At 61.0% G+C, this 23,861-nt stretch carries 19 protein-coding genes and 1 pseudogene; 15 read left to right on the plus strand and 5 right to left on the minus strand.

What is annotated here, in order from left to right:
- Nucleotides 1–94: 94 nt before the first annotated feature.
- From H7698_RS11925 to cueR, 3 genes are all read left to right on the plus strand, one after another.
- Nucleotides 95–478, plus strand: coding sequence for a hypothetical protein (locus H7698_RS11925; protein WP_162440095.1), 384 nt, complete (start codon nt 95–97; stop codon nt 476–478).
- A gap of 166 nt (nt 479–644) precedes the next feature.
- Nucleotides 645–3,035, plus strand: a complete 2,391-nt coding sequence (locus H7698_RS11930; protein WP_194691501.1) for a heavy metal translocating P-type ATPase — start codon at nt 645–647, stop codon at nt 3,033–3,035.
- Nucleotides 3,035–3,448: a Cu(I)-responsive transcriptional regulator gene (gene cueR, locus H7698_RS11935; protein WP_162440093.1), complete on the plus strand. Its 414-nt coding sequence runs from the start codon at nt 3,035–3,037 to the stop codon at nt 3,446–3,448. Before H7698_RS11930 ends, cueR begins: the two co-directional genes overlap by 1 nt.
- Here cueR and H7698_RS11940 read toward each other — a convergent pair.
- Nucleotides 3,402–4,619: an MFS transporter gene (locus H7698_RS11940; protein ID WP_194691502.1), complete on the minus strand. Its 1,218-nt coding sequence runs from the start codon at nt 4,617–4,619 to the stop codon at nt 3,402–3,404. The two genes, cueR and H7698_RS11940, sit on opposite strands and share 47 nt — an antisense overlap.
- A gap of 129 nt (nt 4,620–4,748) precedes the next feature.
- A complete protein-coding gene (locus H7698_RS11945) occupies nt 4,749–5,642 on the minus strand; it encodes a PA4780 family RIO1-like protein kinase (protein ID WP_162440091.1) in 894 nt (297 codons plus the stop codon).
- A 526-nt stretch (nt 5,643–6,168) separates the two neighbouring features.
- Between H7698_RS11945 and H7698_RS31850 the strand changes: the two are divergent.
- Together H7698_RS31850 and H7698_RS31855 are read left to right on the plus strand one after the other, a co-directional pair.
- Nucleotides 6,169–7,101: pseudogene (locus H7698_RS31850) on the plus strand (cache domain-containing protein); the annotation flags it as partial.
- A gap of 129 nt (nt 7,102–7,230) precedes the next feature.
- Nucleotides 7,231–7,959, plus strand: a complete 729-nt coding sequence (locus H7698_RS31855) for a methyl-accepting chemotaxis protein (protein ID WP_442966289.1) — start codon at nt 7,231–7,233, stop codon at nt 7,957–7,959.
- 118 nt (nt 7,960–8,077) lie between these two features.
- Here H7698_RS31855 and H7698_RS11955 read toward each other — a convergent pair whose 3' ends face one another.
- Nucleotides 8,078–9,355, minus strand: coding sequence for an acetyl-CoA C-acetyltransferase (locus tag H7698_RS11955; RefSeq protein ID WP_162440089.1), 1,278 nt, complete (start codon nt 9,353–9,355; stop codon nt 8,078–8,080).
- Between the two features lie 355 nt (nt 9,356–9,710).
- Between H7698_RS11955 and H7698_RS11960 the strand changes: the two genes are divergently transcribed.
- The 4 genes from H7698_RS11960 to H7698_RS11975 all read left to right on the plus strand — a co-directional run bounded on the left by H7698_RS11960 (nt 9,711) and on the right by H7698_RS11975 (nt 16,372).
- Nucleotides 9,711–11,063, plus strand: coding sequence for a 3-oxoacyl-ACP reductase (locus tag H7698_RS11960; protein WP_194691504.1), 1,353 nt, complete (start codon nt 9,711–9,713; stop codon nt 11,061–11,063).
- 2 nt (nt 11,064–11,065) lie between these two features.
- The gene (locus tag H7698_RS11965) at nt 11,066–11,920 is read left to right on the plus strand and encodes a MaoC family dehydratase (RefSeq protein WP_194691505.1); all 855 of its coding nucleotides are present in this window, start codon (nt 11,066–11,068) and stop codon (nt 11,918–11,920) included.
- A gap of 1,041 nt (nt 11,921–12,961) precedes the next feature.
- Nucleotides 12,962–14,563 (plus strand): collagen-like triple helix repeat-containing protein, encoded by a 1,602-nt coding sequence (locus H7698_RS11970; protein WP_194691506.1) that lies wholly within the window; start codon nt 12,962–12,964, stop codon nt 14,561–14,563.
- 138 nt (nt 14,564–14,701) lie between these two features.
- Nucleotides 14,702–16,372, plus strand: coding sequence for a ShlB/FhaC/HecB family hemolysin secretion/activation protein (locus tag H7698_RS11975; RefSeq protein WP_194691507.1), 1,671 nt, complete (start codon nt 14,702–14,704; stop codon nt 16,370–16,372).
- Between the two features lie 38 nt (nt 16,373–16,410).
- Here the strand turns inward: H7698_RS11975 and H7698_RS11980 are convergent, their stop codons facing one another.
- Both H7698_RS11980 and H7698_RS11985 read right to left on the minus strand, forming a co-directional pair.
- Nucleotides 16,411–16,824 (minus strand): response regulator, encoded by a 414-nt coding sequence (locus tag H7698_RS11980; RefSeq protein ID WP_162440650.1) that lies wholly within the window; start codon nt 16,822–16,824, stop codon nt 16,411–16,413.
- A gap of 64 nt (nt 16,825–16,888) precedes the next feature.
- Nucleotides 16,889–17,095 carry a Flp family type IVb pilin gene (locus H7698_RS11985; protein ID WP_162440649.1) on the minus strand — a complete coding sequence of 69 codons (207 nt, stop codon included), beginning with the start codon at nt 17,093–17,095 and terminating at the stop codon, nt 16,889–16,891.
- Between the two features lie 329 nt (nt 17,096–17,424).
- On the opposite strand from H7698_RS11985, the gene cpaB reads away from it, so the two are divergent.
- The 6 genes from cpaB (at nt 17,425) to H7698_RS12015 (ending at nt 23,860) form a co-directional block, all read left to right on the plus strand.
- Entirely contained in the window at nt 17,425–18,369 is a 945-nt protein-coding gene (gene cpaB, locus H7698_RS11990; RefSeq protein ID WP_194691508.1) for a Flp pilus assembly protein CpaB, read from the plus strand.
- 66 nt (nt 18,370–18,435) lie between these two features.
- Nucleotides 18,436–19,608, plus strand: coding sequence for a type II and III secretion system protein family protein (locus tag H7698_RS11995; protein WP_235992851.1), 1,173 nt, complete (start codon nt 18,436–18,438; stop codon nt 19,606–19,608).
- Nucleotides 19,605–20,795, plus strand: coding sequence for an AAA family ATPase (locus H7698_RS12000; RefSeq protein WP_194691510.1), 1,191 nt, complete (start codon nt 19,605–19,607; stop codon nt 20,793–20,795). The genes H7698_RS11995 and H7698_RS12000 overlap by 4 nt, the downstream gene beginning before the upstream one ends.
- Nucleotides 20,792–22,066 (plus strand): CpaF family protein, encoded by a 1,275-nt coding sequence (locus H7698_RS12005; RefSeq protein ID WP_194691511.1) that lies wholly within the window; start codon nt 20,792–20,794, stop codon nt 22,064–22,066. The genes H7698_RS12000 and H7698_RS12005 overlap by 4 nt, the downstream gene beginning before the upstream one ends.
- Nucleotides 22,067–22,083: 17 nt before the next feature.
- Nucleotides 22,084–22,968 (plus strand): type II secretion system F family protein, encoded by an 885-nt coding sequence (locus H7698_RS12010; RefSeq protein ID WP_194691512.1) that lies wholly within the window; start codon nt 22,084–22,086, stop codon nt 22,966–22,968.
- A gap of 1 nt (nt 22,969) precedes the next feature.
- Complete coding sequence (locus H7698_RS12015) at nt 22,970–23,860, plus strand: type II secretion system F family protein (RefSeq protein WP_162440643.1); 891 nt, start codon at nt 22,970–22,972, stop codon at nt 23,858–23,860.
- Nucleotide 23,861: the final 1 nt, after the last annotated feature.

Here is a 23,861-nt window from a genome sequence, read left to right on the forward strand (position 1 = left end):
GGTCAAGTTCTGAAATCATCGGCCGGGCTGGCATTCGCTGCCGCGCTCGGCCAAGCTGCGTACATCAATGACTTCGACATCAGGAGATTCAGCCATGCGCTGGTCAGCTCTCAGCCTGTTTGGCTTTCTCAGCCTCTTCGCCGCCGCGCCTTCGGTCTACGCCGCCGGGGAGGACTACGGAGTGCTGATCATTTCCCGCGAGCGCCTGGAAGTGTCGACCAACTGCGAAATCGGCGTTTATCTCCAGGATCAGCTGTCCGCGCGACTGTTTCAGGAACAAAGCACTTCATTCAACCTGCCACCGGGCGATGTGTCCTTGCGCCTCAAACTGCTGCCAGGCCAGGCACCGGGGTGCAATCCGGGCATGCTAGCACCGGGATCGCAGACCATCACGCTGAAGGCCGGTGATGTGTTGAAGTTCCGCATTGCGATGACGCAGGAAGGGATGTACCTCAAACCCGCCGCGTTGGGGTACTGAATCGCCCTTGAAAGATCGCAGCCCGCGGGATTGTGTTGATACGCGGTCAATGTAGGAGCTGCCGCAGGCTGCGATCTTTTGATCTTTTGATTTCGAAACATGACACTTGACCTTGCCAGCATGTCAAGGTTGATCCTGTAGTCATCCACTACAGGGAGCGTTACCCATGTCCGAATCCACTACGTTCGATCTGCCGATCGCCGGCATGACCTGCGCCAGTTGCGCCGGGCGCGTCGAGCGCGCTTTGAGCAAAGTCGTCGGCGCCACGGCTGTCAGTGTCAATCTCGCCACGGAACAGGCTAGGATCCAGGCACCCAGTGACAGCCTGCCGGCCCTGATGGACGCCGTGCACAAAGCCGGTTACAGCGTGCCGCAACAGAGCATTGAACTGAGCATTGACGGCATGACCTGCGCATCGTGCGTCGGCCGGGTCGAGCGTGCGCTGGCCAAGGTGCCCGGCGTGAAAAGCGTCAGCGTCAACCTGGCCAACGAACGCGCCCACCTCGAATTACTCGGCCAGGTTGATCCGCAAACCTTGATCGCGGCGGTGGACAAGGCCGGTTATTCCGCCAGCGTCTGGGAAGTCGAACACCCGACTGCCGACAATCAACAACAGCGCCTGCACCGTGAGCGCTGGATATTGATCATGGCCCTCATCCTTGCCCTGCCGCTGGTCTTGCCGATGCTGCTGCAACCCTTCGGTGTGCACTGGATGCTCCCGGCCTGGGCGCAATTCATGCTGGCCACCCCGGTGCAATTCATTTTCGGTGCTCGGTTTTATGTCGCCGCCTGGAAAGCCGTGCGCGCCGGCGCGGGCAACATGGACCTGTTGGTCGCCCTGGGCACCAGCGCCGGTTATGGCCTGAGCATTTATGAATGGGCCACTGCCGCCGGGCGCATGCCGCACCTGTACTTCGAAGCCTCGGCGGTGGTGATCGCCTTGGTCCTGCTGGGCAAGTACCTGGAAAGCCGCGCCAAGCGCCAGACCGCCTCCGCCATCCGCGCCCTCGAAGCCCTGCGTCCGGAACGAGCGATTCAGGTGATCGATGGCCGCGAGCTCGACGTCGCCATCAGCGCCCTGCGCCTCAATGATCTGGTGATGGTCAAACCCGGTGAACGCTTCCCCGTGGACGGTGAAGTGGTTGAAGGCCAGAGCCACGCGGACGAAGCGCTGATCAGCGGCGAAAGCCTCCCCGTCCCCAAGCAACCCGGCGACAAGGTTACCGGCGGCGCGATCAATGGCGAAGGTCGTTTGTTGGTTCGCACTCAGGCGCTGGGCGCCGAAACCGTATTGGCGCGCATCATCCGCCTGGTCGAAGACGCGCAAGCCGCGAAAGCGCCGATCCAGAAACTGGTGGATAAAGTCAGTCAGGTATTCGTGCCCACGGTCCTGCTGATTGCGTTGGCAACGCTGATCGGTTGGTGGCTTTACGGCGCACCGATTGAAACGGCGCTGATCAATGCCGTCGCCGTCATGGTCATCGCTTGCCCCTGTGCCTTGGGCCTGGCGACACCGACTGCAATCATGGCAGGCACCGGCGTCGCGGCGCGCTACGGGATCCTGATCAAGGATGCCGAAGCGCTGGAGCGTGCCCATGAAGTCAGCGCCGTAGTGTTCGACAAGACCGGCACGTTGACCTCAGGTACACCGCGTATCGCACACATGAGCGCCGTCGAGGGCGACGAGAATGCCTTGCTGCAAAACGCTGGCGCCCTGCAACGAGGCAGTGAGCATCCACTGGCCAAAGCCGTGCTGGATGCCTGCACCGAGCGCGACTTGACCGTCGCCGACGTCACCGACAGCCAGTCCCTGACCGGGCGCGGCATTGCCGGCACGCTTGATGGTCGTCGGTTGGCGCTGGGCAATCGTCGCCTGCTCGAAGAAAGTGGTTTGAACACAGGTCCGCTGGCCGGGTCGGCAAGCGCTTGGGAAACCGAAGGCCGGACGCTGTCATGGCTGATCGAACAAAGCCCCGAACCCAAGGTGCTCGGCCTGTTCGCATTCGGTGACACGCTCAAACCCGGTGCGCTGCAAGCTGTGCAACAACTCAGCGCACGGAACATCAGCAGCCACCTGTTGACCGGCGACAACCGCGGCAGTGCCAAAGTGGTCGCTGAAGCGCTGGGCATCACCGATGTGCACGCCGAAGTTCTGCCAGCGGACAAAGCGGCCACTGTCGCCGAACTCAAAAAAACCGGCGTGGTGGCGATGGTCGGCGACGGCATCAACGACGCACCGGCCTTGGCCGCAGCCGACATCGGCATTGCCATGGGCGGCGGCACCGACGTGGCCATGCACGCAGCGGGAATCACCCTGATGCGCGGTGATCCGCGACTGATACCGGCGGCACTTGAGATCAGCCGCAAAACCTACGCGAAAATCCGACAGAATCTGTTCTGGGCCTTTGTTTACAACCTGATCGGCATTCCTCTGGCGGCGTTCGGCTTTCTCAATCCGGTACTGGCGGGTGCGGCCATGGCACTGTCGAGCGTCAGCGTGGTGAGCAATGCGCTACTGTTGAAAACCTGGAAACCCAAGGACCTGGAGGACAATTGATGAACATCGGCCAAGCAGCCCGCCGCAGCGGTCTGAGCGCAAAGATGATCCGTTACTACGAGTCCATCGGCTTGCTCAAGGCCGCCCATCGCACCGACAGCGGCTACCGCGTCTACGGCGATGACGACCTGCACACGCTGGCATTCATCAAGCGCTCACGGGACCTTGGATTTTCACTGGAAGAGGTCGGCAAGCTGCTGACCCTTTGGCAAGACCGCCAACGCGCCAGCGCCGATGTGAAGGCCCTGGCCCGCCAGCACATCGAAGAGTTGAACCAGAAGATCTTCGAACTGGGCCAGTTGCGCGACACCCTGCAGGATCTGGTCGAGCACTGTCAGGGCGACCAACGCCCCGACTGTCCGATTCTCAAGAGCCTGGCGTCGGGTTGCTGCGCCGAGCCTGCCCATTCCTGATCGACAGCCCCTTCACCACCAACAAAGTGGTGAGGGGAATGCCGTGAAACAGCAACACCACCGCACCGGGTGTCCACCACGAATAGAACGGCGCGGCGATCAGCATGCCGATGCCGAAACCGGTCATTTGCAGCAGCGTCAGAAAGCTGAAAACCGGCAGGCGCAGATGCTCCGGCTCCCGCTGCAGGCGCGACATCAGTCCGACTTCCGAAAAACCATCCCCCAACCCCGCCGGCAGCGAAAACAGCAGCAGGCCATACAGGGTCTGCTGCTGGAACATCAGGATGAAACCGCAGGACATGAGCAACACGCCGAAGAAAAACCGGCGCTCCAGGTTGATGTTGTCCGAGCCCTTCAGGCGGCTGGCGATGCGCGCGCCGATGAACTTGCCGCTGGCCCAGACCGCCAGCATCAGGCCCAAGGTGGTACTGGCCGACTCAGGGGTCAGCAGTTTTGAAATGATTGGAAAGCCTACGTTGTGTGCGGCACTGCCCAAGGTATCGGCCATGGTGACGGCGAGCATGGCCGCCACCACAGGCTTACCGCGCAGGCCCTGGCGCAAGGCTGACCATTCACCCTCTCCGTGAGTTGTCCCGGCGTCAGGGGCTTGCGTGGAAAACCGCAGCGGCACGATAAACAGCGCCGCCAGCAGATACGTGACGACGTTCAACGCAAAGACCGTTTCAAAACCAAACGCTGCCACTAACAAGCCGGCCACCAGACTGCCTGCAACCATGGCCGCTGACGAGGCAGACGTAATCCAGGCGTTGGTCTTGAGCAACTGTTCGCTTTTGATCAGGTTGGGTAGCTGGCTGTTAAGGCCTATGGCGAACATCGAGTTGCCAAATCCCAGACCGAAGGCAATGACCGGCAACAGCAGCGCTTGCTGGGCAACCGGCAGTACCAGCAACAGACCCAGCAATCCTGCCCGCAACAGATCAAAAACAATCAACGGCATCCGCCCGGCCCAACGGCGATAAAACGCAGTGCCGATCAGGCTGGCGAACACACCCCCGGCCACTCGGCTGGCGAGAAAAATGCCGACGCTCATGGGGCTGTTGCTGAGCAGATAAACGTAGGTGGCCAGGGCGACCATGTTGAGAAAGGCCCCGAAGTCCGAGACCAGACGGGCACTGACAATGAGCCGGGCATTGCGGGTGGAGGTGTTCACATTCAGTCCTTGAGTGTGGTGGGTATGACAAATCCTGGCTGCCTGGGCTTGCCCGCGATGAAAGCGACGCGGTCTCAAAACAGGCTGCCTATAAAAAACCCGGCCGAGGCCGGGTTTTTCGTCAACCGATCACTGCATCCAGGGTGGAGGCGGTTCTTCGGTTTTGCTGGGTGGTGCATCATCCGCCGCGCGCACCGCTTGCTTGCGCTCTTCATCCAGGCGTGCCGCCTCGATCTCGCGAATGACCCCGCCCACGTCGGCCAACTCTTCCGGCTCATCAAACTCACCGGTCAGGATACTGGCCGGGTGCAAGGTGCCGGCTTCATACAACGCCCACATTTCCTTGGCGAACTTGGTCTTTTTCAACTCCGGCGCAAACCGCCCGAAGTAAGAAGCCATGTTGCCCACGTCCCGCTCCAGCATGTTGAACGCGTGGTTATTACCCGCTGCGTCTACCGCTTGAGGCAAGTCGATGATCACCGGGCCGGTCGGGGTCAGCAGTACGTTGAACTCGGACAGGTCACCGTGCACCAGACCGGTACACAACATCAGCACGATCTGCGAAATCAGAAACGCGTGATACTCGCGCGCCTGGTCCGGCTCCAACACCACGTCGTTCAAACGGGGTGCGGCATCGCCGTACTCATCGGCAACCAGCTCCATCAACAGCACGCCTTCCAGGAAGTCGTAGGGCTTGGGCACCCGGACGCCGGCACCGGCCAGACGAAACAGCGCCGCCACTTCGGCGTTCTGCCAGGCGTCTTCGGTTTCTTTCTTGCCGAACTTGGAACCCTTGGCCATCGCCCGGGCCTGACGGCTGTTGCGTACCTTGCGGCCTTCCTGATACTCGGCCGCCTGGCGGAAACTTCGTTTGTTCGCCTCCTTGTAGACCTTCGCGCAACGTAACTCGTTGCCGCAGCGCACCACATAAACAGCTGCTTCTTTACCACTCATGAGTGGGCGCAGCACCTCGTCGACCAGACCGTCCTCGATCAGGGGTTCAATGCGTTTTGGAGTCTTCATCAGCTTTTATTGTGGGTCCTTTATTACCAAACACGCGAAAGTCATTCGTTATACGGCAATCCACTCGCCGGTGGGAGGGGTTGCCGACCTATGAACGTTCCTATTTACCGCAAGACGTACCGCAGGCTGTACCGCAAGAAGCACACAATGTGCCGGATAAATCTGACAACCCTACGGTTATCGGCCGCCGAAGATCATAGCTCAAGTGCAAGCAAGGGCCTTTAGCACAGACGTTAAGTTCGAGCGCTCGTTCCTTCACAGGATATTTCCCCCATCCCCTCAATTTCCGCCGCTCATGGCCGATCTCTTTAGAGACAAACATTTTGTCCGACAATCGGATCAACAACGCCAATGACAATCCGGAGCGCGGATGAACATAAAACAAAAATTGACCTGGGCGTTTGCAGTCATTGCCTGCGTACCGGTGATCGTGGTCGCCACACTGGTGGTGCTGAACCTGCGCAGCGATGCGAAAAACGAATTCATTGACGGCAGCGGTCGCGAAATCCGCCAGGTCAGCAACGCCATGCAGCTGTTTTTCGAAGGCATCAGCCAGAACGTTGATTACCTGGCGGCCCAACCGCTGGTCAACGCGGCGGACAGCAGTGTTAAAAGCCGGGTCGGCGCCAATGCCGGCGACCTGCCGGACAGCGAACTCGACAAGCAACTGTTCGACCTGTTTGCCAGCCTGGCCGCCAGCCACCCGGCGTACGCCTACGTGTCGTACGGCATGAGTAACGGCGCCTACGCGTTCTGGCCGGGCGATCCGAAAATGTCCAACTACGACCCGCGTGTTCGTCCCTGGTACAAAACCGCCATGGCCAACCCCGGCAAGACCCTGCGCACCGAGGCCTATTATTGGGCCGGCGATGACGCCGTGCTGGTCAGTACCGTGCGCGCTGTCGCCAATCAGCTTGGCGCGCAGGGCGGCGTGGTGAACATCGACGTCTCGCTCAAGCAGCTCACCGAAATCGTCAAGCAGATCAAACTCGGTGAAACCGGCTACCTGATGCTGATGGAGAACAATGGCACCGTCCTGGTCGATCCGAAGCAGCCGGAACACAACTTCAAGGCACTGAACAGCCTCGGCGATGGCTACGCGCAATTGGCCAAGGCCGGCAAAGGCCTGGTGGAGGTCGAGCTGAATGGCGAGCGCTACATGGCCAACGTCTGGCCATCGGAGCAATTGGGCTGGACGTTTGTCGGCCTGATCAAACAAGCCGACGTGATGAGCGCGGCTACCCAACTGACCTGGCTGATCGCGATCATCGCTGCCGTACTGGCTGTATTCTTCGCCGTCGTCGGCGCCAGTTTCGCCAGCCTTATCGTGCGTCCGATCCGCAGCGTCGCCAGCGGCCTGGAAGGCATTGCCCAAGGTGAAGGCGACCTGACCAAAAATCTCGACGTCCGTGGCAAGGACGAAACCGCGCAACTGGCCAGCTGGTTCAACCAGTTCCTGGCAGCCATTCGCACCCTCATCCAAAGCATCGGCGGCGCCGCCACCAAGATCCTCGCCACGTCCCAGAGCTCGACCCGGGTCTCCAGTGACATGGCCGAAGCCGCCGGACGTCAGCGTGAAGCCGTGGACATGGTGTCCACCGCCTTCCACGAAATGGTCGCCACCGCCAACGAAGTGGCCCGCTCTTGCAGCCAGGCCGCAGAGTCGGCGGACAGTGGCCAGCGTCAGGCCCGCGAAGGTCAGCAACAAATCGATGCAGCGGTCACCAGCGTCGATCGCCTGAGCCAGGAAATCGAACAGTCCGCCCAATCGATGCAACAGCTTGAGCGCGACAGCAACGACATTCAGTCGATCCTCGGCACCATTCGTTCAATTGCTGAACAGACCAACCTTCTGGCTCTGAACGCGGCCATCGAAGCGGCGCGGGCAGGCGAACAAGGACGCGGCTTCGCGGTGGTGGCGGATGAAGTCCGGGCGCTGGCCAAACGCACCGCCGACTCCACCGCAGAAATCGACGGTTTGCTGGGTAACCTTGCCAAGCGCACCAGCCAGGTCACCCAGCAGATGCATGCGAGCCTGGAGGTGTCTCAGCAATCGGTCAGCCGTATCGGTGAAGCCCGCAGCAGCTTCGGGTTGATTCGAGAATCGGTGGACGTGATTCGCGACATGAACACGCAGATCGCAACTGCGGCGGAGGAACAGCATCAGGTGGCTGAAGACATCAACCGGCACATCAGCCAGATTCATGGCGATGCGCAGTTGGTGGCCGATCTTGCGAACTCGGCGCGGGTCGATTCGCAGAGTCTGGCGGGCTTGTCCAACGAGCTGGACGGGTTGGTTCGGCGGTTCAGGACGTAAGATCAAAAGATCGTCCGAACGCAGCCCGAACCTGCGGCAGCTCCTACAGAAATGCGACTTCCTGTAGGAGCTGTCGAGTGAAACGAGGCTGCGATCTTTTAACGAGGCAGCCCCATTCTCAACGCTCGATGATCGCCGTCACCCCCTGCCCGCCCGCCGCACAAATCGACACCAACCCACGCCCCTTGCCCGCCGCATCCAGCAACTTCGCCAGGTTGGCAACAATACGCCCGCCAGTCGCAGCAAACGGATGCCCGGCGGCCAATGAGCTGCCTTTGACGTTGAGTCGGCTACGGTCGATAGCGCCCAGCGGCGCGTCGAGGCCGAGGCGGGTTTTGCAGTACTCCGGATCTTCCCAGGCCTTCAATGTGCAGAGCACCTGCGCGGCGAATGCTTCGTGGATTTCGTAGTAATCGAAATCCTGCAGCGTCAGGCCATTGCGCGCCAGCAAGCGCGGCACGGCATACACCGGGGCCATCAGCAAACCTTCCGCGCCATTGACGAAATCCACCGCCGCCGCTTCGCCGTCCCGCAGATACGCAAGAATCGGCAAGCCACGTTCCTTCGCCCATTCTTCACTGCCCAGCAGCACCAGCGATGCGCCATCGGTGAGAGGTGTGGAGTTGCCCGCCGTCAGCGTGCCCTTGGCGCTTTTCTCGAACGCTGGCTTCAACGCGGCGAGTTTTTCCAGGGTCAGGTCCGGGCGTAAATTGTTATCGCGCGTCAGTCCAAGAAACGGCGTCATCAGGTCGTTGTGCCAGCCTTCGGTGTAGGACGCGGCCAGTTTGTGATGACTCTCCAGCGCCAACTGATCCTGTTCTTCCCGAGGGATGTTCCAGGTCTGCGCCATCAACTCGCAATGTTGCCCCATGGACAACCCGGTGCGCGGTTCGCCGTTGCGAGGAAACTCGGGGATCAGGTGCTTGGGGCGCAATTGCAGAAAGGTTTTCAGTTTGTCGCCGGTGGTCTTGGCGCGATTGGCCTGCAGCAGAATTTTGCGCAACCCTTCGCTGACGCTGATCGGCGCATCGGACGTGGTATCGACGCCACCGGCAATGCCGCAATCGATCTGGCCCAAGGCAATCTTGTTCGCCACCAGCAGCGCCGCTTCCAGCCCCGTGCCGCAGGCTTGCTGGATGTCATAGGCCGGGGTGAGGGGCGACAGTCGCGAACCGAGCACGCATTCGCGTGTCAGGTTCATATCTCGTGACAATTTCAGCACGGCTCCCGCAACCACCTCGCCAATGCGCAGCCCATGCAGGTTGTAGCGCTCGATAAGCCCCTCGAGGGCTGCCGTGAGCATCGCCTGATTACTGGCCGTGGCGTATGGCCCGTTGGAGCGGGCGAAGGGAATTCGGTTACCGCCAATGATCGCGACGCGGCGCAGCTGAGTCATGAAAAGCTCCTGATGAAATTTTTTGAAACCAAACCGTTGCCCCTGTGGCGGCGGGCCCTTGTGGCGAGGGGACTTGTCCCCGTTGGACTGCGCAGCAGTCCCGAACTTTAGCGATTGGTGTGTCAGGTACAACAGACTCAAAATCGGGTCGCTTCGCAACCCAACGGGGACAAGTCCCCTCGCCACAAAGGCTCACTCCCACAGGGGATGCATTTCAATTGGCGACGTGCTTTCTCCTGAAAGTCCTGCAACAAACTAATCTGCTGTGATCAAGCGTAGGCCTTATCTCGTGGATCGAACGACTGATCGCCATTCGTGGTCCACACTTTGAACCCCAGCTACTGGAGAGCGTTCCATGTCTGACCGCTATATCGACTTCGCCAATTCGTCCATCGGCCATCGTCTGGTCGGTGCCATGGGTCTGCCGGCTCCCGTCCGCCTTGAGCGCTGGCAAGCGGGCCGGCTGCGGCCTGTGGAAGGGGCACTGTTGATTGGCGGCGGCCCGCTGACAGCAAACATCAGCGCCTTCGCCAACCGTCTGACCGACGCTATCTACAGCTACGGCACCGAGCCTTCAACGGCCACCGCGTGGATTCCCGGCCACGGCCCAAAACTCAAGGCTGTGGTGTTCGACGCCAGTGATCTGGTGCACACCGATGAGTTAAAACAGCTGCGCGAGTTTTTCCAGCCACTAATGAAAAACCTCGACCACAGCGCCCACCTAGTCATCCTCGGTCGTGCCCCCCAGAGCCTGAGCGACCCGTTCGCCGCCAGTGCCCAACGTGCCCTGGAGGGTTTCAGTCGATCCCTGGCCAAGGAACTGCGCAGCGGCGGCACCCTGCAACTCATCTACGTAGGCGAAGGCGCCGAGGATCAGCTCGAAGGGCCCCTGCGGTTTTTCCTCTCGCCTAAAAGCGCCTTCGTGTCCGGCCAGGTCATACGCTTGAACGCCTGCGACACCCCCGTGACAGACTGGACCCGACCGCTGGCAGGACGCAAAGCACTGGTGACCGGCGCGGCACGCGGGATCGGCGCGTCCATTGCCGAAACCCTGACCCGTGACGGCGCCGACGTTGTTTTACTCGATGTTCCCCCGGCAAAAACCGATCTCGAAGCCCTCGCCGCACGCCTCGGCGGACGCAGCATCACCCTGGACATCTGCGCCGAAGATGCCGCCGCACAGTTAATCGAACAACTGCCCGAAGGCATCGACATCGTGGTGCACAACGCGGGCATCACCCGGGATAAAACCCTGGCCAACATGACGCCAGAATTCTGGGACGCTGTGCTTGCAGTCAACCTCAACGCGCCACAAGTCCTGACCAAAGCATTGCTCGACAGCGGCACCCTGCGCGACAACGCACGCGTGATCCTGCTTGCGTCCATCAGCGGCATCGCCGGCAATCGCGGGCAAACCAACTACGCGGCCAGCAAGGCCGGATTGATCGGACTTGCCGAAGCCTGGGCGCCGCTGCTCAGTGAACGCGGCATCAGCATCAACGCCGTGGCACCGGGCTTTATCGAAACCCAGATGACCGCCCACATCCCCTTCGCCCTGCGCGAAGCTGGACGGCGCATGAGTTCCCTGGGCCAGGGCGGCCTGCCGCAAGACGTCGCCGAAGCGGTCGCCTGGCTGGCGCAACCCGGCACAGGCGCGTTCACCGGACAAGCATTGCGCGTCTGCGGGCAAAGCGTTTTGGGGGCATAGTCATGATCACCGATTGGCACACACTCAACAGCGAACCTGGTCTGTCCGAGCTGTATGTACGGGCGGCGACACGACGCAAAATTACCGGCACCACCCTCCCCGACTCGGGACTGCGCTGCTGGGTCGATGTCGATCAGAAACGGTTGGCGGCTTATCGCAACGTCTGCGGATTCACCGACAACGCTCTATTACCGCCGACCTACCCGCACATCCTCGCGTTCGCCTTGCAGATGCAACTCCTCACCGCCAAGGAATTCCCGTTCCCGCTGCTCGGCCTGATTCACCTGAGCAACCGCATTCGCGTGTTGCGCCCAATGGGCGGCGTAGGCCGCGTGCGAGTCAGCGTACAAGTGCAGAACCTGCAACCTCACGCCAAAGGCGCGACCTTTGACGTCGTCACAACCCTGGACGATCAACTGGGGCCGTTGTGGGAAGCCGAAAGCCAAATGCTGTGTCGCGGCGTCAAGCTCGAGGGCGAACCGGTTGAAGACGTACTGACACCGTCATTGACCATGACCCAAGTCGCCCAATGGAAAGCCCCCGCCGACATCGGCCGGCAATACGCCAAAGTCTCCGGCGACTACAACCCCATCCACCTCAGCGCCGTCAGCGCCAAACTCTTCGGCTTCCCGACCGCCATCGCCCACGGCTTGTGGAACAAGGCACGCACCCTCGCAGCACTCGCCGATCACCTGCCCAAAGCGAACGTCGAAATCGCCGTGCAATTCAGGAAACCGGTGCGGCTGCCCAGCGAAGTGACACTCCTGGCGAGCCCGGCGGGCTCCAGTGGAGATTTTCAGTTACTGGGCGTGGGGGATCTTGAGCACATGGTTGGGCATTGGCGACCGGTTGCATGAAGATCAAATCGATGCAGTGAGAGGTGGAGTTTTTTTCCGGCAGTCATTCGAGCCTGATTAATCGCCATCGCGAGCAGGCTCACTCCTACAGGGGATTGAGTACATACGCGAAATCAGTTCGGCTGTCAGGCCGCCATCGCTGGCAAGCCAGCTCCCACAGTGGATCTGGTGCATCAGCGGGATCAGTTTGCCTCTCAGTCCCCCATCATCGAAACACCGCCCGCAACTCGCCGCTGCCCCTCACCACTCAAGGCCGAGCGTTAGCTCGCCGTCGCCCCTCACCACTCAAGGCCGAGCGCGTTAGCTCGCCGTCGCCCTTCACCACTCAAGGCCGAGCGTTAGCTCGCCGTCGCCCTTCACCACTCAAGGCCGAGCGTTAGCTCGCCGTCGCCCTTCACCACTCAAGGCCGAGCGTTAGCTCGCCGTCGCCCTTCACCACTCAAGGCCGAGCGTTAGCTCGCCTGAAAGCTTTTGATCTTGATCTGGCTTTTGATCTACCCGCCCCTTCGGGAGGCCGAGTGGAGGTGTTCATCTGGGGGGCAGGCGCGAAGCGCCGTGCGGCGAAGCCGCACACATCGAGAGGAGGTCGTCGCGAAGCAGACCGTAGGCGATGCCCCCAGATGAATACCGGAGCGAGGGAACACCGAGCCTAAGCGAGGTGCCGTACGCCGGGGCGAGCCTTTTTGGGTACTTTTTTGGCGTTTGAAAAAAGTGCCTCGCCGTAAGGGCGAAACCCCAAGCCGCCGTTACCGCAGAAACGGATATACACCCCACCCAACACCCCATGGTCGGCCCACAGGCCGCCACGCCCAAATTACAACTATCACTAAGGTGTTTGAACCAAAAACCCCCACCCCACCCCTCTGATTTAAAAAGAAAAACCCACCTCCCCCACCCCCCGGAAAAAGGCATTAATACCAACTGCAGAATGGCATTCCAAAGCCCCCCCAGCTGTCATGCAAACAACGGACGAAGACACCGTCGGCAACAGAAACCGACAGGCCATCGAAAACAACAAACGTTGGTGCAAGGAATACCCCCATGACCACAAACATCTGGCGCACATCAGCAATCGCAATAGCCCTCTCCCTCACCGTAGGCCTAAGCGCCTGCAGCAGCGGCGGTGGCGGCCACCACAGCAGCTCCGACAGCTCATCCCCTGACAGCGCAGCAGGCGCAGGAGGCTCCGGCGACTCAGCCGGCACTGGCGGATCAGGTGGATCCAGCGGCGACACCGCAGGCACAGGCGGCACCGGAAACACCGGAAACACCGACGGAGGCACTGCGGGCACAGGCGGTACTGGCGGAACCGGAGGCACGGGCGGCACGGGCGGCGGCACCACCGACCCCACCAATCCAACCAACCCCACAGACCCCACCAACCCGACCAACCCCGGCACAACCCCACTGGTCACCACCACACTGCTCCAGGACGTCGGCAAAACCGTCAGTGGCGCAGGTGACGGCGTCGGCCAGATCGGCGACTCCCTGAGCACCGTCCCCGTTGCAGGCGGCATCGTCCAAAGCGTCGCCAACACCACCGGCAACGTCGTCACCACCCTGGGCGATGGCGTCGCCAACGGTGTCGGCAAACTGGGCACCGACCCCAACGGCCTCGGCGTCACAGCGTCCTCAGTCGGCGGAGTGGTACAAGATGTCGGCAACGGCGTATCCGACGTCAGCGGCAAACTCGCCACCGCCACCAACAGCATCCCGGTAGTCGGCGGCGTCGTGACAAAAGTCACCCCGGTACTCGATGGCGTCGGTGAAAAAGTCACCATGCTCGGCGACACCTTGAGCACCGCCACCACGACCGGCCCATTGGGTTCAGTCACCAAAGAAGCCGGCAACAAACTGGTGCCCGTGATCGCCCTGGTCGAGAGCACCACCGACAAGGTGGGCAGCGCCACCGGCCTGGGTGACCCTCTCAACGGCATCGTCAAGAAAGTCGGCGACACCGTCGACGGCGTTGGCAACAAAGTCACCCTGGCCGGCAACGGCAACGCATTGACCAACACCGTCGGCGGCGCCTTGAGCAACACCGGCACAGCGGTCGGCAAGGCCGGCGGACTGGTTGCCAACGGCACCGGTTCAGGCACCGGAGGCGGCCTGGGCGGCACCGGATTGCTGCAGACCGTCGGCGGCGCGGTGGTCAATGTCGGCAGCGGATTGAACGCTGGCAACACCAATGGCCTGGTCAGTGCAGGCGGTGTCACGGCCGCGTCTGCAGGCAGTCTCGTCGCCTCCGTCAACACCGCGCTCGGCGGTTCCGGCGCACCCAACACCGCCGCCACCGCCCCCTTGGCCAACCTCGGCAACGCGGTGGGCAGCGGCTTGAATCCGGTCACGACTGCCGTCACTGGCCTGACCCAAAACATCGGCACAGCGACGGGTCTGGGCGCCCCGGTCAACGGGCTGACGACCCAGGTCGGCGGCGCGGTGGCCAACCTCGGCAGCACCATCGCCACCAGCACACCGAACCCCGTCGTAACGGCCGTCGGCAACACCGTGACCACCGTGGGCAGCACCGTCGGCGCCGTGGGCACACTGGTCACTGGCGGCGCCGGCGACACTGGCACAACCGGGGGCCTTGGCGGCTTGCTGGGTGGCCTGACCGGAAAAGTGAGCGGCAAGAATCGTTGATATTGCACCCGGCCGATTCGACGGCCTTATCTACAGCGCCTACGCTTGGTTGAACGCGGAAGATTCGAAGGAGTCTTCCGCTTTTTCTTTGGAACATGAAGATCCAGGCGAAGTAGTAAATTGAACATGGAGTGTCCTATGCGCGTCTTGGCTAGCCTGCTGTTTTTGACCGTCAGTTCATGCGTTCTCGCCGACACCCTTCCCAGCTTCCTCAACAGCAACGAAACCAACCGCAACCTTCCCGTGCCGAACCTCCCGGCCGACGCATACCGCCCTACCACGGCAGCGCCCTCGGTGCCCGAACCCGGTGCAGCCCAAAATCAGCCGTTGATGATGAACACCCGCGTCAACCTCAAGACCGTGCAGATCGAAGGCGGAACGATTTATCCGCTCAGCGAGCTCGCCACGCTCTACCAGCCTTTGCTAGGCCATGAAACCAGCCTCGCCGATCTCATCGAAGCGACCCGCAGCATCACCCGTCGTTATCAACAGGATGGCTACCTGCTGTCCTACGCATTCCTGCCGCAGCAAACGTTCAGCAATGGGGTGGCCCGAGTGGTGTTGGTAGAGGGCTATATCAAGGACTATCAATTGCAGGGTGACGTCGGACGGGTCAAAGGCCTGCTCGACAAACTGGTGGCCAAACTGCAGGCCGAACGTCCGCTGACGCGCAAGACCTTCGAACGCTACACCACGCTGATGAGCCGCATCCCCGGCGTGACATTGCAGGCGCAGGTGCCGCCGCCGGGCACCACCGATGGCGCGGCTTACCTCGTCGCCCAGGCCAGTCGCAAACCGTTCACCAGTACCCTGAGCACCACCGAGAACAATCGCAACAGTCTCCAGGCGCTGCTCGGTGTCAGCAGCAATTCCCAGACGGCCATGGGCGAACAATTGAGCCTCAGCGGACTGTTTCCACCGGGGGACGATCACGAGCGTTACTACCGCCTGGACTACAACCAGTTCCTCAATGCCGAGGGCACGCAACTGGCGCTGTCAGCCTCGCGTTACCGCGCCGATCCCGGCACCAACGTATTGACCGACAACGGACTGGAACTCAAACCACACCGCGAAAACGATCGCTATTCCATCGGTTTCACCCACCCGCTCATTGCCTCGCCCAACGAACTGCTCAGCGCCGGTGCGAGGTTGTACGCGGTCAACGACAAGACCCGCTATCAGGTCGTCGGTTTTCCGCTAAGCGTCGACATCAACAGCGACATCCGCGCCCTGGCTTTCGAAAGCGACTGGCGCAAAGCCGATGCCAAACAACTGCGCATCATCAGCGGTGGCGTGTACCAGGGCATCGACGGCATGGGGGCGAAAACCAACAACAGCGATCTCGACCTGGACTTCTTTCGACTGCGGTTATCCGGTGTGCAGAGCGACAGGTTTTTCGAGAACTGGCAGGGAGTTCTTTCCGGCGCGTTGTACTGGAGCGACGACACCCTGCCCGACAGCGAACGCGCCGTGTTCGGAGGGCAAAACTTCGGCCGTGGCTACCCCGATGATCAGGCTTCCGGAGACAAGGGGTGGGGCGTGGCCTATGAGGTGAACTACAGCTTCAACCGCGATTGGAATTGGGTGCGGACAGTGCAACCGTACGTGGCGCTGGACCGTTCGAAAACCTGGTTCAATGAGCTGCCTGTCAAAGGCAGCAATCTGTCATCGGCGGCAGTGGGGATTCGTTTTGGTGACGCCAAGTACTACAACATTGCCCTGGAAGCAGCCAAACCGATGTCGGACGAAGCGTTGGACACGTTCAACCGCAAACCGAGGTACAGCATCAGTTTCAGTTATCAGTTGTGAGGGGTACACATCCCACTGCTCCTACAGTGGATTTGTGTTCAGTTGATGACCCGGTGCAACTGAGGCTGTGGAAACAGGTTATTGAGCGTCTCCAGCAACCGTACGTGATAGATCGGCTTGCGAAACAGGTCGAGTACCTGAAGGCGCAGCATGTCACTGACATCCTCCATGTCCGCGTGCCCGGACGTGACGATCACCGGCAGATGCTGGCGTGACGTGTGCTCGCGCAGGCGCTTGATCAGCGACATGCCGCTTTCCTCCGGCATGCGCAGATCAGTGATCACCAAGGCAATATCGGGATGGCGGGTCAGGTGATGCAGGGCGAGTTTGACCGACGTTGCCGTAAAGCAACAGAAGCCCTCGCCCTCCAATAGTTCAGCCAGTTCCAGCAGTGCATCCTCTTCGTCGTCGACCAAAAGCAACTGCTGGCGTGGCATTGAAATGACTGTCATAGGGTGTTCCGAAACCAATGGACCAGGTTGAACCACGGTAGCTCATAAAACCCAGATCGGAAGGTTAAGGTGTGGCTGGTGCAGCAGGACGTGCGTCGATGAGCGCATCCCGGAGTCCGGTAAAAATATCAGTCACCTCTTTTGATATGGGGGTAATGAACACCACAATCACGGCTGCAACCATCGCCGCCACAATCGCATACTCAATCGCCGAAGCCCCTTCAGTGCTTTCAAAAAACACGCGAACTTTCACATACAGTTTGAGGAACATCTGACAACTCCTTGGGCCCTCGGGCGCCGGTATCACGGGCGGTGACATGATTGCTCCGTGCCACCAGAGCATTGTCAACAAACCCGACCCCAGCAACTGTAAGAACGGATTAATCACTAAGTATTAGTCCTGTTTCTGGCGCCAGGAAAAACCCGTCATTTCGGCCACTTCGCAAACTTTGCCAGATATTTTCACCGAGGCTAATGGCGTTTCGCCCTAGCTGCGCTACCGTCAAATAGCGATATAGTTGGAATGTTCATAGCTGCCTGAGCACGGATTAACCCGTCTGGATAACGGTCAATTCTTGCAGCAGGAAAGGGAGAGCCGTCATGAACAGTCGCTTCACCATGGGCCTGGCCGGGCTACTGCTTATCGGCGCCGGCGTTGCCGGATACTGGGGTTTGATGCTCAGCCGTACCCCCGTTGCCGAACCCGTCGCCACGCCAAGTGCTGGCATTGCCCTCGAAAAAACCGTCGCCACCGCTGAAGACCAGACCCGCCAACCGGTGGTCGTCCTGGTGCACGACGTCGCGCCCTTCACGCCGTTGACCGCCGCCGATCTGGCCGTGGAAAAACTTCGCAGCGCCCCGGCGGGCAGCCTGAGCAACATCGAGCAAGCCGTCGGCCGCACGCCTTGGCGTTCACTCAGTGCCGGCACCTGGCTGAGCGAAGACAGCTTCGAAGCCGGTGGAACACTGGCGCGCATGATCCACACCAACGAGCGTGCGCTCGCGGTGGCGGTCGACGAAGTGATCGGTGCTGCCGGTCAGTTGGCACCGGGGGACTACGTCGATGTGCTGCTGTTCCTGCCCCAGGGTGCGAGCAACCTGCAACAGTCGGCACAGATCGTCGTCCCGGCCATGCGCGTGCTCGGCGTTGGCGATCAACTGGGCCTGACCAATGATGGCAAGCCGGCATCCCCCGCCCTGACCGCCGAAGAAAAAATCAAACAGGAACAACGCAAGATTGCCGCGCGAACCGTGCTGCTGGCGGTCCCGGAACCGCTGGTGAGCCGATTGATGCTGGCGACACAAGTCGGCACCTTGCGTCTCGCGGTGCGCAGCGCAGAAGAGCAGCGCCTGGCCAAATACTGGGCTGGAGAAAACGACGCGACAGGGCACCTCGATGCGGCGAACAGCAGCCTGTTTCAGTTCACCCAACTGGCATTGGGTGGCGCGCCTAAAACACCCGTCGGCAGCCCTGTTCGCACCGCCGCGGCCCGCCCTGCGGTGGAAATTATTCGCGGTAATCAGGTTACGCAACAAACCCCATGATCGAGCAAGGATAGCTACATGCCCAGTCGTTCCATGCTGCCGTTCTACCCGTTGCTCGGTTGCTTGATGTTGTCGACGGCGCCTGTCGAAAACAGCTTCGCGGCTGCCAGCAATTGCACCGCACTGAATCCGTTACCCGCCGTTCTGGAGGTGGGCGAAGGCTTGCAACAGGAGCTGCAATCGCCAGTGGCGATCACGCGACTGGCGGTAGGCGATCCGAAAATCGCTGACGTGCGCACCACGGGCAACAGTGGTTTTCTGCTGACAGGTGTCGCACCCGGCGCGACCAGTTTGATGGTCTGGACCGCCTGCTCCACGTCGCCCCGCCAGACCATGGTGTTCGTTCAGGGCAAAGCGACCGCCGCGCTCACCGCCGCCACATTGCCCTCCGAAGACGAATTGCTGCCCTCTCAAGTGCAGACCGACATCCGCTTTGTAGAAGTCAGTCGGACCAAACTGAAGGAAGCGTCGACCTCGATTTTCGGCACCCGCGGCAACTTCCTGTTCGGCGCGCCCAGAACCTTGCCGACGATTGACGGTGTGGTCCAGCCCCGACTGCCCGTGGACAACGGCCAGTTCAACATTTCATGGATCGGTGGCAAAACCATGGTGATGATCAACGCCCTGGAAGGCAGCGGCTTTGCCTACACCCTGGCGCGCCCAAGCCTTGTAGCGCTGAGTGGCCAGAGTGCGAGCTTCCTGGCCGGTGGCGAAATTCCGATCCCGGTGCCCAGCTCCGGCAGTGACAACGTCTCGATCGAGTACAAAGAGTTCGGCATCCGCCTGACGCTGACCCCAACGATTGTCGGACGCAATCGCATTGCCCTGAAAGTCGCGCCTGAAGTCAGCGAGCTGGATTACAGCAACGGCGTGAACATCGCGGGCACGGTGGTGCCGGCGCTGACCGTGCGCCGCACCGACACCAGCATCGCCCTGGCCGATGGCGAAAGCTTCGTGATCAGTGGCTTGATCAGCACCCGCAACAGTTCTCAGGTGAACAAGTTTCCGGGCCTGGGCGATATCCCGATCCTCGGGGCTTTTTTCCGTGATCAGAACATCAACCGCGAAGAACGCGAGCTGCTGATGATCGTTACCCCGCACCTCGTTCAGCCGTTGGCGGCGAACGCGCAACTGCCCTCGCTGCCGGGCGAGAAACTGCGCAACTACGACCCGAATTTCTATCGCATGTACTTCCTCGAAAACGGCAACTTCGATAAACGCAGCGGGTTATCGCAATGAGCCAGAACCTGAGTCAGACCTTCCTGGCGATCACGCGCAACAGCACCGATCTTGAGTGGCTGCAAGGCGCCCTCGCCCCGTTGGGGCAGGTGGTCAGTGCAGGCGGGGGCAGCCTCGACGAGCTGTTGGCGCTGGTCGACGTCACCTTTGCCAGCCTCGTCTTCGTCGGCCTCGACCGAGAACACGTGGTGGCCCAGAGCGCGTTGATCGAGGGTGCGCTGGAAGCCAAACCGATGTTGGCCATCGTGGCGTTGGGCGACGGCATGGACAACCAGTTGGTGCTCAACGCCATGCGTGCCGGTGCACGGGATTTTGTCGCGTATGGCTCGCGCTCCAGCGAAGTCGCAGGGCTGGTGCGGCGCTTGAGCAAACGCCTGCCGCCCGTGGCGCCCAACACGCAACTGGGTGGCCTGACGGTCCTTTACGGGATTCAAAGCAATGCGGACGGCGCGCTGCTGACCACCCACCTGGCGCAAGTCGTACAAAAAAGCGGTCAGCAAACGCTGTTGCTGGACCTGGGATTGCCCCGGGGTGACAGCCTGGCGTTGCTCGGGCTGGAGAGTTCGTTTCACTTCGGCGATGCCTTGCGGCATCTTCGACGCCTGGACGCGACGCTGATCGACAGCGCCTTCACCCGGTGCGACGTCGGGCTGAGGATCCTCGCTTACGCAGGCAACGATGAACCGCTGGAGCACACCAGCGCCGCTGAGTTGTACATGCTGCTCAGCGCCCTGCGCCAACACTTCCAGCACATCGTGGTGAACCTCACCGGACAGCCGGACAGTGAAGCGCTGCGCACCTTCGTCAGCCACTGCGACAAGCTGCTGTGGTACACCGATCAGAACGTGCTCGACTGCCGTCGCAATCTCGCGGTCCTCAATCTCTGGCGCGAAAAAGGCATGAAGCTCGACCACTCGAGATTGCTGGTGGACCGCTACCTGCGCAACGTCGCACCGGACGCCGAGACCCTGGGAAAAAGTTTCGCGATGGAGACCATTGCCACCCTCGCCTACAGCCCTGAGGTGCGGCTAAACGCCAAAAACCAGGGCATGACCTTGTTCGAACTGGCCCCACGCGAAGCCCTGACCCAAAGCCTGCGCACCCTGGGTGAACGCCTGGCCAAACGCTCCGAAGGCCTGGCCAAACCTAAAACAGGCTGGTTCAACCGACTGAGGGGTGCTCAATGAGCAGTGAAAAACTCTTCGGTGCGCCGACGCGCGGACCGGTCGGCAACACCGACCACGAAGGCCTGAAGCTGGTGCTGCACCGGTACATCATCGATGCCATCGAAGAGTCCGGCAAAAACCTGCTGGAGGGTTCCAGGCAGGTGCTGTCGCAGTTCGTGATCGACAAGATCGCTGAATACATTGCCCGACTGCACCTGGCGATTTCCCGTTATGAGATGGAGCGTCTGGCCGAAGAAATCGTCGACGAACTCACCGGCTTCGGCCCGCTCGAAGTGCTGCTGCGCGATCCGGCGGTGACCGAGATTCTGGTCAACGGCCCGCACCGGGTGTTCATTGAACGCGACGGCGTGTTGCACCAGAGCGATCTGCGGTTTATCGATGCGCATCACGTCGAGCGCGTCATGCAACGCATCCTCGCGCCCCTCGGTCGACGCCTCGACGAGTCCTCGCCCATGGTCGATGCACGGCTGCCCGACGGCAGTCGGGTCAATGCGATCATTCCGCCGATTGCCCTCGACGGCCCGTGTTTGTCGATTCGAAAATTCCGCAAAGACATGCTCAAAAGCTCGGACCTGATGGCGATGCAAACCATCGATCAGGCGATCTTCGATTTCATACAGGAAGCCGTGGGCAGGCGCTGCAATATTTTGATCAGCGGCGGCACCGGTACCGGCAAGACCACGCTGCTGAACATTCTCAGCCAACTGATCAATCCTCACGAGCGTCTGGTCACCATCGAAGACGTTGCTGAATTGCAGCTGGGCCATCCACACGTTGTGCGCCTCGAAACGCGACCGCCAAACGCCGAAGGACACGGTGAAGTGAAAGCCAGCGACTTGATCCGCAACGCACTGCGGATGCGCCCGGACCGGATCATCCTCGGCGAGATTCGGGGCGTCGAAGTGGTCGACGTCCTCACCGCCATGAACACCGGCCACGACGGTTCCATGAGCACCGTGCACGCCAACAACGCACAAGATGCACTGTTGCGCCTGGAGACGCTGGTGGGCCTGACCGGGCGCACGATTGCCGAACGCACGCTGCGGCAAATGATCTGCGCAGCACTGGACGTGGTGATCCAGCTGACGCGCATGCCCGATGGTCGCCGCTGCGTCAGCGAAGTCGTCGAAGTGGTGGGTATTCGCGAAGACGTGTACGTCACCAACACCCTGTTCCGGCTTGATCGACGCACCGGTTTCGGCTTTCTGCGCGAGGCGGTCAATCCCGCTGGCGACAAGCTGCGCCGCGAGTCGGCCGTGCCGCATAACTGACCGCGAGGCGCCTGCCCATGATCGGCCCTCTGATGCTGTGCCTGATGTGCGTGTTGCTGCTGACGTTTTCGATTCGCCTGTTTTACCAGGGCCTGCGCAAGACCGGCACAGAACGGGTACTCAATCGGCTGGCTCAGGGTCAACCGGAACTGGAGCCGGCCAAAAGCTCCTGGACCGGGCTGGAGCGGGCATTTTTGCGTGCGGGGCTTGGACGCCCGACAGAGAAACTGGGCCTCTGGCTGGCGCTGTGGGCCATGTCGATGTTGCTGGGTTTTGCGGTGGCGAGCTGGAGCGGATTCTTCCTGTTGCTGGTACTGCCGCCATTGGCGTTACGGGTGTACGTCTCCTGGTGCTATCGCCGGCGGATTCGCCGAATCGTGGAACAACTGCCACAGCTTCTGGACCACACCGTGCGCAGCCTCAAATCCGGTCGCACCCTCGCAGATGCGGTCATGGGCGCCATCGACGTCAGCGAAGATCCACTGAAAACTGCCATGGGACGGGTCCAGCGCAACGTGCAACTGGGCGTGAGCCTGCCGGAAGCGGTGAGCGATTTTGCCGAACTGTATGAGCAGGACGAACTGCGCATGTTCGCCCTCGGGCTGAAGGTCAATCACCGCTACGGTGGCAACGCGAGTGAGCTGCTGGAAAACCTCATCAAACTGATCCGCGAGCGCGAACAGGGCGCCCGGCAATTGCGCGCGCTCACCGGCGAGACCCGCATGACGGCCTGGGTGCTGGGGTCGTTGCCGCTCATCCTGGTGAGCTATTTCATGCTGGTCAATCCTGGCTACATGCTTGGCATGTGGAACGACGCAGGGGGGCGGCAAATGCTCATGATCGCCGCCAGCCTGCAAATCATGGGCTGCCTGGTGCTCTGGCGCATGTTAAGGAGCATTTGATATGGCCACGGCACTGATCATCAGTTCGCTGCTACTGCTCGCCGCCATGCTGCTGGTCGTGGGCGATCTGTTTGCGCGTCACCGTCGGGAACGCCAGATCAACCAGCGCTTGCATGGCCAGATGGTGCGCGACAATCGCTTAGGCAGTTGGCTACGCGTGCTCGGCGACAGCAAGCTGGGACAGCGCAGCGTCAGCCTCGACAATGAAACCCAAGTGCTGCTCAACCGCGTTGGATGGCGCCGCGCCCGGCAGCGCTCGATCTTTGCGGCCTTGCAGGTCGGCACGCCGCTGTTGGTGGCCGGGCTGGTCTTCCTGGCGCAAGAGTTGTTTTATCCCCAGGTGAAGACGCACTGGATCGCGCCATTCTTCGGGCTGGGCATCGGTTACCTGCTGCCAAAACGCTTGCTGGCCTATGCGGCCAAACGACGCCAGAAACAGATCGCCGTGGAGATTTCCACACTCATTCCACTGCTACGGATCTTGTTCGAATCGGGGATGGCCGTGGAGCAGGCCCTGCGCGTCTTGAGCACCGAAGCCCGGAAACTGTTGCCGCAGGTGACTCAGGAACTGAGCCTGATTCTGGCCCGGGTGGACTCGGGCCTGGAGCTCGGGCAGGAATTGAACAAGGCGGCCAATGTGTTGGCCATCGATGAATTCACCGACACCTGCATCATCCTTCAGCAACTGATCCAGCAAGGTGGCGGTGCGATGAAATCCCTGCTCTCGCTCAAGCAGTTGCTCGACGATCGACGCCTGACCAACCTGCAGGAATACATCTCGAAAATGTCGGCCAAGATGTCGGTGGTGATGATGATATTCCTGTTCCCCGCTTTGTTGATTGTGCTGGCAGGCCCGGGATTTACCGCCATCGCCCGCGCGTTCGCGTCCTGAA

Source organism: Pseudomonas sp. p50(2008) (genome assembly GCF_015351605.1).
Classification (GTDB): domain Bacteria; phylum Pseudomonadota; class Gammaproteobacteria; order Pseudomonadales; family Pseudomonadaceae; genus Aquipseudomonas.

What these genes read in the sequence shown, in the direction of transcription:
- H7698_RS11925 (WP_162440095.1), top strand. Translation starts at nt 95, where the DNA reads ATGCGCTGGTCAGCTCTCAGCCTGTTTGGCTTTCTCAGCCTCTTCGCC.
- H7698_RS11960 (WP_194691504.1), top strand. Translation starts at nt 9,711, where the DNA reads ATGTCTGACCGCTATATCGACTTCGCCAATTCGTCCATCGGCCATCGT.
- cueR (WP_162440093.1), top strand. Translation starts at nt 3,035, where the DNA reads ATGAACATCGGCCAAGCAGCCCGCCGCAGCGGTCTGAGCGCAAAGATG.
- H7698_RS11995 (WP_235992851.1), top strand. Translation starts at nt 18,436, where the DNA reads ATGTTGTCGACGGCGCCTGTCGAAAACAGCTTCGCGGCTGCCAGCAAT.
- H7698_RS31855 (WP_442966289.1), top strand. Translation starts at nt 7,231, where the DNA reads ATGGTGTCCACCGCCTTCCACGAAATGGTCGCCACCGCCAACGAAGTG.
- H7698_RS11955 (WP_162440089.1), bottom strand. Translation starts at nt 9,355, where the DNA reads ATGACTCAGCTGCGCCGCGTCGCGATCATTGGCGGTAACCGAATTCCC.
- H7698_RS12000 (WP_194691510.1), top strand. Translation starts at nt 19,605, where the DNA reads ATGAGCCAGAACCTGAGTCAGACCTTCCTGGCGATCACGCGCAACAGC.
- H7698_RS11985 (WP_162440649.1), bottom strand. Translation starts at nt 17,095, where the DNA reads ATGTTCCTCAAACTGTATGTGAAAGTTCGCGTGTTTTTTGAAAGCACT.
- H7698_RS11930 (WP_194691501.1), top strand. Translation starts at nt 645, where the DNA reads ATGTCCGAATCCACTACGTTCGATCTGCCGATCGCCGGCATGACCTGC.
- H7698_RS12005 (WP_194691511.1), top strand. Translation starts at nt 20,792, where the DNA reads ATGAGCAGTGAAAAACTCTTCGGTGCGCCGACGCGCGGACCGGTCGGC.
- H7698_RS11975 (WP_194691507.1), top strand. Translation starts at nt 14,702, where the DNA reads ATGCGCGTCTTGGCTAGCCTGCTGTTTTTGACCGTCAGTTCATGCGTT.
- H7698_RS11945 (WP_162440091.1), bottom strand. Translation starts at nt 5,642, where the DNA reads ATGAAGACTCCAAAACGCATTGAACCCCTGATCGAGGACGGTCTGGTC.
- H7698_RS11965 (WP_194691505.1), top strand. Translation starts at nt 11,066, where the DNA reads ATGATCACCGATTGGCACACACTCAACAGCGAACCTGGTCTGTCCGAG.
- H7698_RS12010 (WP_194691512.1), top strand. Translation starts at nt 22,084, where the DNA reads ATGATCGGCCCTCTGATGCTGTGCCTGATGTGCGTGTTGCTGCTGACG.
- H7698_RS12015 (WP_162440643.1), top strand. Translation starts at nt 22,970, where the DNA reads ATGGCCACGGCACTGATCATCAGTTCGCTGCTACTGCTCGCCGCCATG.
- cpaB (WP_194691508.1), top strand. Translation starts at nt 17,425, where the DNA reads ATGAACAGTCGCTTCACCATGGGCCTGGCCGGGCTACTGCTTATCGGC.
- H7698_RS11980 (WP_162440650.1), bottom strand. Translation starts at nt 16,824, where the DNA reads ATGACAGTCATTTCAATGCCACGCCAGCAGTTGCTTTTGGTCGACGAC.
- H7698_RS11970 (WP_194691506.1), top strand. Translation starts at nt 12,962, where the DNA reads ATGACCACAAACATCTGGCGCACATCAGCAATCGCAATAGCCCTCTCC.